Genomic DNA, 13,016 nt, shown 5'->3' on the forward strand with positions numbered 1-13,016 from the left:
GGAACACGTTCTATTCTCTGCAAGGTGAGTCCGACACGTGACGAGGTGGTCGCACGCCTGACCGCCGCGGGGGAGCCGTTCGAGATCGCCCGGGAGGACGTCCGGGGCCAGCAGTTGGAGGTCTTCGTCCGACGGCATCGCTCGCTCGGCGAGATCCTCCTCGCCTCGGCCCGGTTCGGTGACCGCGACTACCTCGTCAGCACCGAGGAGCGGATCACCTTCGCCGACCATGAGCGGATGGTGGCCGCGCTCGCTGCCGCCCTCCGCGAGGAGTACGCCGTCGGCCCGGGCGACCGCGTCGCGATCTGTGCCGCCAACTGCCCGCGGTGGGTCGTCGCGTTCTGGGCTGTCATCGCGGTCGGCGGCGTCGCGGTCGGGATGAATTCGATGTGGGCGAGCGAGGAGATGCGTCACGGCATCGAGCTCGCGTCCCCTGTGGTGGTGATCGCCGACGCCGCACGGCGTGAGGTGCTCGAGGAGGCCGGCGTTCCCGGGGTGCCGGTCATCGACCTCGACCTCGAGGTGCCGGCACTGATCGCTCGCCATGGGGATGCCGCGCTGGAGGTGCCGGAGGTGGACGAGGACGACCCGGCGGTGGTGCTCTTCACCAGCGGCACCTCCGGGCGTCCGAAAGGCGCCACGCACTCGCACCGCAATGTGATCGCGGCGCTGTGGTTCCACCTGCTCAACGACGCCGTGGCGACCGAGATGGGCTTCCCGCCCCGCGACCGACGCTTCCTCCTGGCGACGCCGCTGTTCCACATCGCGGCCCTGCACAACCTCTCGGTCGTGCGGCTGGCCGTCGGTGACACCGCGGTCGTCCACCTCGGGCGGTTCGACATCGACGAGGTGCTGGCCCTGATCGAGCGCGAGCGGGTCACCAACTGGGGCGCGGTGCCCACGATGCTCACCCGGCTGGTCGAACGGGCCGAGTCGCGCGGCCTCGACGACGTCGACCTGAGCTCCCTGCGGACCGTCTCCGTCAACAGCGCACCCTCCTCCGGGACGTTGAAGGAGCGGCTGCGCGCAGTGCTGCCCACCGCCGCCCGGTCGCTCGGCACGTCCTACGGACTGACCGAGTCGTCGACGGCGGCGACCCTCGCCTCGGCCGCCGACCTCGAGGCCGACGCCGAGACCGTCGGCAGGCCCGTGCCCACGATGGAGGTCGACGTGCGCGACGGCGAGGTCTGGCTCCGCGGCGCGCAGATGATGCTCGGCTACTGGGGCGACCCCGTCGCGACCGCGGACTCCTTCGCGCCCGACGGCTGGTTCCGCACCGGCGACCTCGGCGCGATCGTGGAGACGGGCCCGATGGCCGGCCACCTGCACCTCGTCAGCCGCCGGTCGGACCTGATCCTGCGGGGCGGGGAGAACGTCTACCCCGCGGAGGTCGAGGCTCAGCTCGAGTCACATCCGGGTGTGCGCGAGTGCGCGGTGGTCGGCGTACCGGACGAGGATCTGGGGCAGGCGGTCGCCGCCGTCATCGTCCTCCAGGAGGGCTGCTCGCTCACCGCCGACGACCTGCTCGACCACCTGCGGCCGCGGCTCGCGCGCTACAAACTCCCGAACCACTGGGCGATCGGCCACACCCTGCTGCCGCGCAACGCGACGGGCAAGGTGAGTCGCCGCGACATCGTGGTGTGAGGGTCTGCGTGACGGGCTGGTCGATAAGCCGGATCCTGTCGTTGGACGATCATCCATCTCGGCCTGCGATTGCTCGCAGGCTCCAGCAACCTACCCGTGCTCTCAGCGGGCCGCCTCGGTGAGCACTGTCTGGTCTTGCTCCAGGTGGGGTTTACCTAGCCGGTCCGGTCACCCGATCCGCTGGTGAGCTCTTACCTCACCGTTTCACCCTTACCTTCCGACGTACGCCGGGAGGCGGTCTCTTCTCTGTGGCACTGTCCCGCGGGTCACCCCGGGTGGTCGTTAGCCACCACCTTGCCCTGTGGAGTCCGGACTTTCCTCGACGTCTTCCCGGAGGGAGGACGACGCGATCGCCTGGCCAACCCGTCACGCGGGGACGAGGTTACCGCAGCGGGTTTGGTGATCCGGCCAGACATGGGATCCTTTCTCCAGGAAACCGGAAGTCGTGGGGGGTGAGCGGAGATGTGGGGTGAGCGCCTCGACCTCGTCGACCCCGCCTCCACTCGGTCGCTCCATGCCGCGGCAGCGGTCGGCACGGCCCTGATGGTCAGTGTCCTCTACCTCGCCAGCACGTTCACGGGTGAGGCGGACGCGACGTGGGGCTTCTACGTCGGCCACCTCGTCGTCGTCCTGGTCCTCTGGCTGGTGCTGCAGCGGACTGATGCCCGGATATGGCTCCTGTGCTGGCCATCCTTGGTCATCCTCGGCCTCTGGGCCGCTTCGCAGGTGGCACCGCAGAGCGCGACGCTGGCGACGGGGGCGCCGGTCATAGCCTTCCTGTTCATCGGCCTGACACAGCGTCGCTGGACGTCACTGCCGTTTCTCGCGCCCTCGGCCGCCGCCTTCTGGGTCGTGCTCCGTGCCTATCCGCACCCACAGACGGGGATCCGGGTCACCCTCGCGGTGCTGACCTGGGCCGCCGTCGCCGAGGTACCCGCCTGGCTCACCGACCGGCTGCACCGAGCGCAGCGCAGGGTGACGGAGATGGCCATGACGGACGAACTCACCGGCCTGCCGAACCGCCGGGCCTGGGAGGCTCGCCTCGCCGAGCTGGATGCGCAGGGCCCGGTCGCGGTGCTGCTGATCGACCTCGACCACTTCAAGCTCTACAACGACGAGCACGGGCACCTCGCCGGGGACCGTCTGCTGGCGGAGTTCGCCCAGAGCCTGGCCGGTGAGCTCAGAGCGACGGACTTCGTCGCGCGCTGGGGCGGTGAGGAGTTCGCCGTGGCGCTGCCGACGTGCTCCGCCGACGACGCGCTGCATGCCGCTCAGCGGATCGTCGATACCGTGCCGCAGGGCCAGAGCTGCTCGATCGGCGCGGCCATCCGGAGGCCCGGCGAGGGACTCGACTCGATGATGGAGCGCGTCGACACCGCGCTCTACCGCGCCAAGGCCACCGGCCGCAGTCGCGTCGTGGCGGCGTAGGAATCGCTCAGCGTCCGCCCGTGTTGTGTCGATGTGGACGACATGAAGATCCCGGCGCTGGTCTTTCCCGGCCAGGGGCCGGAGACGGCTTTCCGGACGGCGTACGACCTGCTGGGTCGGCGAGCGCCGAGTGAGGCGCTCGAGGTGCTCGAGCCTGCCCTGGCCGAGGACCCGACCAACCGCGGGCTGCGCCAGCTCAAGGCGTGGGCGCTGATGACGCGCGTCCAGCTGGCCAAGGCGGAGGAGCTCCTGCGTGAGCTCGTGGCCGAGAACCCCAGCGATGATTGGGCCCAGCATGCCCTCGGGCGTGTCCTCGAGCGTCAGAGCCGCCCCGCCGAGGCGCTGCCGCACCTCAAGCTCGCCGCGATCATGAGCGGCGACTACGACCACGAGGCCGCGGTCTACCGCGTCACCCGTGAGCTCGCACGACTCAACGGGTGACGCGGACCAGCTGGACGCGGACAAGCGCACCGCCGGTGAGCGTCACCGCCCGACGTCCCGCTGACGAGGGCGCCCGGAGTCGCAGGCGTACGACGCCCGTGCTCGACGCCCGGGCCGTCGTACGCCGGGTGCCCCAGGCCGCGACGACGAGCGAGCCGCGCGGGAAGCCGGAGGCTGTCAGCGTGACGAGCGCGCCATGGCGTACGGACGCGACGCGGCGCCCCTGTCGCCGGACGTCGACGGCCCGGGCGCTGCGCCTGGCGACCACGGTGTAGGTGGTCGAGCTGCTCCCGAACGCCGACCTGGCGCTGCACCGGGTGACCACCCGCGAGGGAACCGTGACCCGGCGCCGTGCGGCGCGGTCGCACGAGACCGTCCCGGAGGAGGCCGTCGGCGTCGGAACGGTGACGACCACCGACCGGGAGTCGGCGAGCACGCGCACGGTGCGGGAGCCGGCGAAGGTCGGCGGCGCGGCCACGGCGGGCTGGGCGCCCGACAGTGTCCTCGTCGTCTTCAGGATCCAGGGCGTCACGGTGGCGACGTCGGTGTAGTAGTTGTCGGTGCGGCAGGCATCGTCGCCCCATGAGGTGGTGCCGATGATGGTCCCGCGCGTGTCGACCGCCGGACCGCCTGAGTCACCGCTGCAGGTTCCGGTCGGACCGGGGCTGTAGAGCGAGCCGCGACTCGAGGCCGTGAGCTGCACCTGCACCTCCCGAAGCGTCGGGGAGGGGGTCGGGGAGGGATTCAGGAACGAGGTGCCTGACGTGGTGCCCCAACCGAGCGTGGTCGCGGTGACCGTGCCCGTGGGAGAGGCCACGGCGAGCGTGGGCAGCGTCCGCGTGGACGCGGGTGCGGCGAGGTGGAGGAGCCCCACGTCGTCCGCGGCGGTGAGCTCGACGGCGTCGGGGTCGTAGCCGGGATCCATCCGTACGGCGTCGACGGTGCCGAACGACACCATCTGGGCCTCGTTCGGCGACCCGCCCTTCACGGTGTAGGCGGCCGGGTCGGAGGTCTCGGCGGTGCAGTGCGCGGCGGTGAGGACCCATTGCGGCGCGATCAGGGAGCCGGTGCACTCGTACGTCTCCGTGCCGACGTCGATCGTCACCATGACGACCCACGGCCACGTGCTCGAGTAGCTCGAGGCGGAGACCTCGGTGCCACCGATGATCCGGGCCTCATCCCGCGCCGACGCCTGCCCGGCGGGTGAGAGGAGAGCGACCAGAAGCAGGCCGATCGCGCCGATACGACGCGTACTGCGAATGCTCACGCACGCAAGCTAGGACACGAACCTGAGAGCCCGCTCAGGCGAGCCGGGTGATCTCGACCTCGACGAACATCGACGAGGTCTCGGCGCCGGAGTAGATGCCCGACAGGGGCTTGGCATCGGTGTAGTCGCGGCCGGTGGCGACGGCGACGTAGGAGTCCTGCGGCTCGGTGCCGTTCGTCGGGTCGAAGGGCTTCCACCCATCGTCCCACCACTCGACCCACGCGTGGGACTCACCCGAGACTGTCGAACCGACCTCACCTCCCGTGTGGCAGTAGCCCGACACATAGCGCGCCGGAATCCCCAACGTGCGCAGGCCTCCGATGGCGAGGTGCACCATGTCCTGGCTGATCCCGGCGCGCTGCTCCCACGCCACGGCCGCCGAGTCCTGGACGTCCGTGGAGCCGGGGCGGTAGGTGACCTCGGAGCGGACCAGCTCACAGATGGCCTTCGCCGCCTCGCCGGGAGTGGGAAGGGAGTTCAGCTCCTTGACGCGGAGTGCGAACTCCTCGGGCGGGCTCACCAACTCGGGCATGACGAGGTACTCCACCCACCTGTCCGAGACGGCACGGTCGGTCAGGTCCCCCCAAGTGAGGGAGGGGCCGGCCGCGGCAGGACGGTTGACCTGCACGGTCGAGGTCGCGGTCACCCGCATCGACTCGTGCGGGTCGACCACCTCGAAGGCCGTCACTTGATTGCCGAAGTAGTCCCGGTACAGATGAGTCCACGGTTTCGGCGAGACCTCCACACGGTGGTGGACCACGATCTGCTCGGGCGTCGACAGGGGAGTCAGGCGCGCCTGGTTGTACGACGCCACCGCCCGCCCGTCGTACTCGAAGCCGGTCGTGTGGACGATCCTCAGTGTCATCTGGCTCATCGTCATGCCCCCAGCCATGCCATGGCCGCAGGCCCGGCGAAGTAGCGGTTGTCGATCGCTGCGGTCGCGGTGGCACAGGTTCGCTGGAGCGCCTCCATCTCGTCGGGCAGGTTGGCCATCAGGTCGCTGAGCGTGCGGAACTCGAGCTCGGCCTTCATCCGGCCGATCAGCCGCTGTGCCTCGTTCTGGAAGCCGGTGCGCCGGGCGGCCGGCTCCAGATTGTCGAGGCACTCCTCGGCGCGGGTGAGGGAGTAGATGACGGATCTGGGAAAGAGGCGGTCCAGGAGCAGGAACTCCGCCGCGGCCCGTTCACTCTCGACTCCCTTGTTGGTCCGGAGGAAGGACTCATAGCCGCCGCAGGCGCGCAGCGCCGACGTCCAGCTCGCGCCGGAGGCGCCGGCCGAGAGACCGGCTGTCGCGACCAGTCGTGACGTCATGTCGGCCCGCTCGAGGCAGCGGCCGAGGACGAGGAAGTGGTAGCCCTCGTCACGCAGCATCGTGGCCGCCGCGGTGCCGTCGATGAGCGCGGCCCGCTCGCGGGCCCACTGGAAGATCGCCGGCGGACGCATCCGGGAGAGCTGCCCCGTCGGGATCGCCCGGTAGGCCGTGTTGAGCGCCTCCCACAGCGGCACCGACAGCGTCTCCCGCGCACCGCGGGCGGACTCGCGGGCGGCGTTGAGGCAGAAGGCGATCGACGCCGTCGACGCGGTGTCGTAGGCCAGCAGGTGCTGGACGGTCGTGAGGTTGAGCGGTCCCTCGGGCGCCTCCTCAATGCCCATGATCGAGAGCAGTGCGCGGCAGGCGGGCTCCTCCTCGACGGCGGCGTCCTCCAGCACGAGTTGGGTCTGCACGTCGAGGATGCGGGCGGTGTCCTCCATCCGCTCGATATACCGCCCGATCCAGAAGATCGACTCGGCGATCCGGCTCAGCATCACGCCCCCTGACTCTGCGACTGGCTCGACTGCGACTGTGTCTGGGTCTGCACCGGTGGTAGGTCCTCGACGGTCGGCAACGGCCCGGCGAGGACCCAGGTGTCCTTCGACCCGCCGCCACGGGAGCTGTTGACGATCAGCTCGCCCTCGGCGAGGGCCACACGCGTGAGCCCACCGGGCAGGACCGAGACCTTCGAGCCGTCGTTGACGGCGAACGGCCGCAGGTCGACGTGCCGCCCACCGAAGAGCGCGCCCGTGGAGTCGTTGCCGTCCGTGTACGTCGGCACGGTGGAGAGCTGCACGACCGGCTGGGCGATCCAGCCGCGTGGGTCCTCGTGGAGCTTCACCCGCAGCTCGTCCAGCTCAGTGCGAGAGGCGACCGGGCCGATCACGATGCCCTTGCCGCCGGAGCCGTCGACGGGTTTCAGCACCAGCTCGTCGAGCCGGTCCATGACCTCGGTGAAGGAGTCGCGGTCCTCCATGCGCCAGGTGTCGACGTTGCGGAGCAGCGGCTCCTCGGACAGGTAGTAGCGGATCAGGTCGGGCAGGTAGGTGTAGACGAGCTTGTCGTCGGCCACGCCGTTGCCGACCGCGTTGGCCAGCGTCACGTTGCCGGCCCGCGCCGCGTCGATGAGTCCGGGCACGCCGAGCATCGAGTCGGCCCGGAAGTGCACCGGGTCGAGGAACTCGTCGTCGAGCCGGCGGTAGATGACGTGCACGGGGGCCAGACCCTTCGTCGTACGCATCATCACGCGGCCCTGTCGGCAGATGAGGTCGCGCCCCTCGACCAGCTCCACCCCCATCGTGCGGGCGAGCAGGGTGTGCTCGAAGTAGGCGCCGTTGTAACGGCCCGGGGTGAGCACGACGACGGTCGGGTCGGGGATGCCGGCGGGCGCGGCGGCGCGCAGCGCGGTGAGGAGCTTCTGCGGGTAGCCGGCGACCGGACGGATCCGGTGCTCGGCGATCGCCTCGGGCAGCGCGGCGGAGATCGCGCGACGGTTCGTCATCACGTAGCTCACGCCGGAGGGGACGCGGACGTTGTCCTCGAGCACGCGGAAGTCACCGGCGTTGTCGCGGATCAGGTCGATGCCGGAGACGTGCACTCGCACGCCGTTCGGCGGTCGGATCCCTGCTGCGGCACGGTGATAGTGCGTCGACGTCGTGATCACCTCGCGTGGGATCACGCCGTCGTCGAAGACCGCGCCGGCGTCGTACACGTCGGCCAGGAACATCTCGAGGACCTTCACCCGCTGCTGGACGCCCGCGTCGATGGTCGCCCAGGCGTCGGCCTCGATGATGCGCGGGATGATGTCGATCGGGAACGCGCGCTCCTCGCCACCGATGTCGAAGGTGACGCCCTGGTCCAAGTAGTTGGCCGACAGTGTCTCCACGCGGCTGGCCAGGTCCGCGGGCGTCAGCTTCTCGAGCGTCGCCGCCAGTTGCTGGTACGCCGGCCGCGGCTCGCCCGTGGAGAACATCTCGTCATACGCCGGATCACGGATGACGTAGCCGTCGAACATGCTCATGCGGCCGCTGCCTTGAGGTGCGCCATGTTCGGACACTAGCGGGAACCGTGTAACAGCGTTGTTGCATGGAACGACGCGCTAGGTTCGAGTGGTGGACGAGTACTGGTTCTGCCTCAAACACCACACCGTCGAGCCGCGCGAGGGTTGCAAGAACGCCGATCGCCTCGGGCCCTATCCCTCTGCCGAGGCCGCGTCCCACGCGCTCGAGAAGGTGGAGCAGAACAACGAGAAGTGGGACGAGGAGGACCGGGAGTGGAACGAGGGCCCGGGCCCGACCGAGTCCGGCCACGACGGCTGACTCCTAGAGCCAGCCGTTCCCCTCGGCGATGAGCACCGCCTCCGCGCGGTTGCCGGTCCCGGTCTTGCCGATCGCCGACGACAGGTGGTTGCGCACGGTGCCCTCTGACAGGAAGAGCCGCCCCGCGATCGCGGCGACGCTCGAGCCGTCGCGCGCGGCCTGCAGCACCTCGGTCTCGCGCTGGGTGAGGGGTGACTCGCCGGCGATCAGGCTGTCGGTCGCGAGCTGGGGGTCGACGACGCGCAGGCCGGCGTGGACCCGGCGTACGGCCTCGGCGAGCTGGGCCGCGGGCGTGTCCTTGACGACGAACCCGCTCGCGCCGGCCTGCATCGCACGGCGCAGGAAGCCGGGCCGGCCGAAGGTCGTGACGATCAGGACCCGGGTGTCGGGCGCGGCCGCGCGGACCTCCGCCGTGGCGGCGATGCCGTCCATCTGCGGCATCTCGACGTCGAGGAGCGCGACGTCCGGCTTCTGTGCGAGCACCGCCGGCAGGACGGCGGCACCGTCCCCGACCTCCGCGACGACCTCGAGGTCGGGCTCCAGACTGAGCAGCGCTGCCAGCGCTCCACGGACGAGCGCCTGGTCGTCGGCGAGGAGGATGCGGATCGGGGCGCTCATCGGACCGCAACCCTGAGCGAGAAGCCGGGGGAGAGCGTCCGCGTCTCGAGCGTCGCGCCCTCGGCGCTCGCCCGCTCGCGGAGGCCCCTGAGGCCGTTGCCCGGTTCCGAGGCGGCGGCACGTCCGTCGTCGCGCACCTCGGCGCTGGTCGGCGTCAGCACGATCTCGCAGGCGGTGGCGTGGGAGTGGCGGATCACGTTCGTCACGCCCTCACGCACGGTCCAGGCGAAGAGGTCCCGCAGCTCCGTCGGTACGTCGTCAGTCGACTGGGGCAGCCGGGGAGTGATCTCCGCGGCCTCGAGGGCTGTCCGCGCCCGGGCGAGCTCGCCGGGCAGGGTCATCTCGCGGTAGCCCTCTACCGCGCGGCGCACGTCGGCGAGCGCATCCCGGGAGAGCCGCTCGAGGTCGGCCACCTCGGCCCGCGCGCGCTCCGGGTCGACGTCGAAGAGGCGCTGGGCCAGCTCGGCCTTGACGGTGATCACGGTGAGGGAGTGCCCGAGGATGTCGTGCAGATCCCGCGCGAAGCGGTTGCGCTCGTTGTCGACGAGCAGCTGGGCATTGTCCTGCTCGGCCTGGATCAGCTCGACGTTGCGTCGCAGCACCGTCTTGAAGCCGAAGACCGCCAACGAGCCTGCGATGACGCCGAAGGCGCTCCCCACCTGGTCGTGCCAGCCCGGCACCGCGCCGCAGGCCAGGACCGCCCCGACGACCACCGCCACCAGCGGCAGGCCGAAGCGCAGCGGGAGCAGCAGGATCGCCGACACCGCGACGAAGGGCGCGGTCGCCGTGCCGCTGTCACCGACCGAGGCCGTGATGAGGGCGCCGAGCAGGAGGAGCGAGAGGACGTACGAGACGCCGGCCGTCATCGGGATGGCCGGACCGAGCCCGCGCAGCGAGTCGCGAGCCGACATGAAGACCCGCAGGTAGACGATCGTGAAGACGACGACCAGCACCATGCCGGCGATGCCGCGGCCGTCGTGGTGGTCGGCCCAGCGGTTCCAGCCCTCGACGAAGGGGCTGATCAGGAAGAGCAGCCAGAGCGTGGCGATCCACGGCCCGGCGACGCGCAGCCGGTTGTTCTGGCCGACGACGTCAGACACGAGCCGTGTCCTTGCTCATCCGCCACGCAGCGCCGGCGATGAAGATCGCGAGCCACGCCACCGCGTTGACGATCGCGAACCACGGCAGGTCGTGCGTCAGTGGGGCCCGGACGATCTGCGCGACGCCGTACATCGGCGTCCAGTAGGCGATGTGGCGGACCACGTCGGCGTAGGTGTCGAGCGGGATGAAGAGGCCGCCGAGGAAGGAGAGCAGCGCCAGTCCCGGGCCGAGGATCTGCATGGCGTTCTCGCCGGGGACGATGTAGCCGACGAAGACGCCGAGCGCGGCGAAGGTGAGGGTGCACGCGAGGGCGACGAAGGCGCTGACGATCCAGATGTGGAGCGGCATCTCGGCCTTGCCCATCCAGATGCCGACCACGTTGACCGCCGCGATCGCGAGCCCACCCATGAAGAGCGCGATCAGTGCCTTCATCAGGATGTAGGCGACCGGGTTGAGCGGAGTGAGCCTCAGCTGTCGCGACCAGCCGGTGGAGCGCTCGAGGGCCACCATCGAGCCGGTGGCGGCCGAGGTCAGTGCGGCGCCGTAGAGCGCCATGCTGACCAGGATGTAGGCCGCCACGTTGCCCGAACCGGCTCGCTCCTCCCATCCCTTCTGGCCACCGAAGCTCAACGCGAGGGCGGCCGGCAGGACGAGGGTGAAGACGATAGTGCGGCGGTTGCGGAGCATCCGGGAGAGCTCGATCCGCAGCACCCGCAGGTTGAAGCCGCCGAGTGGCGGCACCCGCCGGGCCCGGACGTCGATGCTCATCAGTGCTCTCCCGTCAGGGCGAGGAACGCGTCCTCGAGGTTCTTGCTGGTGATCTCCAGGTCCCGTGCGGGTGTCTGGGAGAGGAGGTAGCGCGCGTCGGCGTCGCTGTCCTTCGTGTGGACGAGGACCTGGTCTCCTCTCATCTCGACCTGGTCCACGCCACCCAGCGACTGCAGCGCGGCGACGTCGGGTGTCGCCCACGTCGCACGCACCGTCCGGCCGGAGGCCAGAGCCCGGATCTCGGCTCCGGTTCCGTCGGCGACGATGGTGCCCTTGGAGATGAGCACGATCCGGTCGGCGTACTGGTCGGCCTCCTCGAGGTAGTGCGTCGCGAAGAGCACGGTCCGCCCGCGGCCGGCATCGGTGCGGATCGAGTTCCAGAACGTACGCCGACCCTCGACGTCCATCCCCGTGGTGGGCTCATCGAGCAGCAGCAGGGCGGGATCCGGAAGCAGTGCCATCGCGAAGCGGAGCCGCTGCTGCTCACCGCCCGAGCACTTGCCGACCCTGCGCCCGGCGATGCCGGAGATCCCCGCGCTCGCGAGTGCCTGGTCGACGGGCATGGTGTCGGCGAAGAGCGACGCGGTGTACTCGACCGTCTCCCGGACAGTGAGGTCCTTGAGCAGCCCACCGGTCTGCATCACCGCCGAGACCAGGCCGCGGGCGATCGCGTCGCGAGGCGTCAGGCCAAGGACCTCGGCGGTGCCGCTCGTCGGCTTCGAGAGGCCCAGGATCATGTCGATCGTCGTGGTCTTGCCGGCACCGTTCGGGCCGAGGAAGGCGACGACCTCGCCCTGGCCGAGCTCGAGGTCGATGCCCTTGACGGCCTGGACGGTGCCGAAGGACTTCGTCACGCCGTTCAGGCGGACTGCAGCCGGCTTCGCCGCCGGTGTCGTGAGGCTCATGGATTCAGCATGGCGAACCGACGTCGCCTCCGCCTCCGTTACGGCTCACGACCCGGCCGTGACATCTGTCAGCGGTGTGGCGTCACCCGCAGCAGCACGTCGCGACCGTCCCCGTTGTCGGTGGTGACCAGGAGATTCCCTTGGCGGTCCACGGCGGCGGTGCGGATCCGTCCGTACGTCGTCAGGACGTTGCTCCGCGCGACGAGGCGGCCGTGCGCGTCGAACCTCAACAGCATCAGCTCGGTGCCCTTGAGTACGCCGACGGCCAGTGCGCCGGCGTACGCACCCCACTTCTTCGTGTTCGGGACGAAGGTGGCCCCGCTGGTGGCGATGGTCGACCTGCCCGAGGACCAGCGGGCCGCGATCTGCGTGCCCGGCAGCGACTGGTCGGTCATGGGGACCGACTCGTTGTAACCGGGCACCGGGTTGTAGCCGTAGTCGCCGCCCGGTGTCAGCAGGTTGACCTCGTCGTCGCGCGACGTCCCCTGCTCGACCGACCAGAGCGTCCCGTTGCTGCGCTGGGCCAGGCCCTGCACGTTGCGGTGGCCCCAGGTGTAGATGAGCCGGGTCCGGGCGTTGGAGCTGGACAGGAACGGGTTGCCCTTGGCGGGAGCACCCGTCATGCGGTTGAGCCGCAGCACCTTGCCACCCAGTGAGGTGAGGCTGTGCGGGTTGGTACCGGTCGCGGCATCGCCGGTGCCGACGAGCAGAGAGCCGTCGCGGGCGATGAGGAGCCGGCAGCCCCCGTGGCGGCCACTCCTGGACGGCAGGCCCGCCACCAGCGTGCGGACGGGTCGGGCCGAGGTGAGTCGCTTGCTGAGCTTCCACGCCACGACGCGGACGTCATGCCCGCCGGCGGTCCTCCAGCCCTGGCAGGTGTAGATCCGACGGTTCTTCCGGAAGCCGGGGTCGACCTCGAGCCCGAGCAGACCGGTCTCGCCGTTCGTCCAGATCCGGGCGCCCCTGAGACGGACCGCGTGTCGGTGACCGCTGCGGACGAGGTCGAGACGTGCGCGGGTCCGCTCGGTGACGAGGAGGCCTCGCCTGCCGGGCAGGGTCGCGACGTCCCACGGATGGTCGAGCCCCGAGGCGACGACCCGCACGCTGAGGCGGGGGGCCGAGGCGTCAGCCGGTCCACCGGGGAGCACGACGACCAACGAACCGAGAAGGAGCAGCGCGAGGAGGCGGCACATGAGGATTGCCTACCCGCCGCA

The 13,016-nt window shown here is 70.4% G+C and carries 13 protein-coding genes and 1 other RNA gene; 4 read left to right on the top strand and 10 right to left on the bottom strand.

The window, feature by feature from the left end:
- Positions 1–24: 24 nt before the first annotated feature.
- Positions 25–1,644: a class I adenylate-forming enzyme family protein gene (locus LH076_RS06325; RefSeq protein ID WP_227783140.1), complete on the top strand. Its 1,620-nt coding sequence runs from the start codon at positions 25–27 to the stop codon at positions 1,642–1,644.
- Between the two features lie 8 nt (positions 1,645–1,652).
- Here the strand turns inward: LH076_RS06325 and rnpB are convergent.
- An RNA gene (gene rnpB, locus LH076_RS06330) (RNase P RNA component class A) lies at positions 1,653–2,010 on the bottom strand.
- 96 nt (positions 2,011–2,106) lie between these two features.
- Between rnpB and LH076_RS06335 the strand changes: the two genes are divergently transcribed.
- On the top strand, positions 2,107–3,072 hold the full coding sequence (locus LH076_RS06335) for a sensor domain-containing diguanylate cyclase (protein ID WP_227783141.1): 966 nt from the start codon (positions 2,107–2,109) through the stop codon (positions 3,070–3,072).
- A 42-nt stretch (positions 3,073–3,114) separates the two neighbouring features.
- Entirely contained in the window at positions 3,115–3,513 is a 399-nt protein-coding gene (locus LH076_RS06340; protein WP_227783588.1) for a tetratricopeptide repeat protein, read from the top strand.
- On the opposite strand, the gene LH076_RS06345 is transcribed toward LH076_RS06340, so the two are convergent.
- The 4 genes from LH076_RS06345 to LH076_RS06360 are packed head-to-tail and all read right to left on the bottom strand — an operon-like array spanning position 3,503 to position 8,112.
- Positions 3,503–4,780 (bottom strand): S1 family peptidase, encoded by a 1,278-nt coding sequence (locus LH076_RS06345; RefSeq protein WP_227783142.1) that lies wholly within the window; start codon positions 4,778–4,780, stop codon positions 3,503–3,505. The two genes, LH076_RS06340 and LH076_RS06345, sit on opposite strands and share 11 nt — an antisense overlap.
- 34 nt (positions 4,781–4,814) lie before the next feature.
- Positions 4,815–5,660: a transglutaminase family protein gene (locus LH076_RS06350; protein WP_227783143.1), complete on the bottom strand. Its 846-nt coding sequence runs from the start codon at positions 5,658–5,660 to the stop codon at positions 4,815–4,817.
- Positions 5,657–6,586 carry an alpha-E domain-containing protein gene (locus tag LH076_RS06355; RefSeq protein WP_227783589.1) on the bottom strand — a complete coding sequence of 310 codons (930 nt, stop codon included), beginning with the start codon at positions 6,584–6,586 and terminating at the stop codon, positions 5,657–5,659. Before LH076_RS06355 ends, LH076_RS06350 begins: the two co-directional genes overlap by 4 nt.
- The gene (locus tag LH076_RS06360; protein ID WP_227783144.1) at positions 6,586–8,112 is read right to left on the bottom strand and encodes a circularly permuted type 2 ATP-grasp protein; all 1,527 of its coding nucleotides are present in this window, start codon (positions 8,110–8,112) and stop codon (positions 6,586–6,588) included. Before LH076_RS06360 ends, LH076_RS06355 begins: the two co-directional genes overlap by 1 nt.
- A 91-nt stretch (positions 8,113–8,203) precedes the next feature.
- Here LH076_RS06360 and LH076_RS06365 point away from each other — a divergent pair, with 91 nt between their 5' ends.
- Positions 8,204–8,410, top strand: a complete 207-nt coding sequence (locus tag LH076_RS06365) for a hypothetical protein (protein ID WP_227783145.1) — start codon at positions 8,204–8,206, stop codon at positions 8,408–8,410.
- Between the two features lie 3 nt (positions 8,411–8,413).
- On the opposite strand, the gene LH076_RS06370 is transcribed toward LH076_RS06365, so the two are convergent.
- The 5 genes from LH076_RS06370 to LH076_RS06390 all read right to left on the bottom strand — a co-directional run bounded on the left by LH076_RS06370 (position 8,414) and on the right by LH076_RS06390 (position 12,995).
- Complete coding sequence (locus LH076_RS06370) at positions 8,414–9,028, bottom strand: response regulator transcription factor (RefSeq protein ID WP_227783146.1); 615 nt, start codon at positions 9,026–9,028, stop codon at positions 8,414–8,416.
- On the bottom strand, positions 9,025–10,128 hold the full coding sequence (locus LH076_RS06375) for a sensor histidine kinase (RefSeq protein ID WP_227783147.1): 1,104 nt from the start codon (positions 10,126–10,128) through the stop codon (positions 9,025–9,027). Before LH076_RS06375 ends, LH076_RS06370 begins: the two co-directional genes overlap by 4 nt.
- Positions 10,121–10,897, bottom strand: coding sequence for an ABC transporter permease (locus tag LH076_RS06380; protein ID WP_227783148.1), 777 nt, complete (start codon positions 10,895–10,897; stop codon positions 10,121–10,123). The genes LH076_RS06375 and LH076_RS06380 overlap by 8 nt, the downstream gene beginning before the upstream one ends.
- The gene (locus tag LH076_RS06385; protein ID WP_227783149.1) at positions 10,897–11,802 is read right to left on the bottom strand and encodes an ABC transporter ATP-binding protein; all 906 of its coding nucleotides are present in this window, start codon (positions 11,800–11,802) and stop codon (positions 10,897–10,899) included. The genes LH076_RS06380 and LH076_RS06385 overlap by 1 nt, the downstream gene beginning before the upstream one ends.
- Before the next feature lie 68 nt (positions 11,803–11,870).
- On the bottom strand, positions 11,871–12,995 hold the full coding sequence (locus LH076_RS06390; RefSeq protein WP_227783150.1) for a PQQ-dependent sugar dehydrogenase: 1,125 nt from the start codon (positions 12,993–12,995) through the stop codon (positions 11,871–11,873).
- Between the last annotated feature and the right edge of the window lie 21 nt (positions 12,996–13,016).

It is taken from the genome of Nocardioides sp. Kera G14 (genome assembly GCF_020715565.1).
Taxonomy (GTDB): domain Bacteria; phylum Actinomycetota; class Actinomycetes; order Propionibacteriales; family Nocardioidaceae; genus Nocardioides.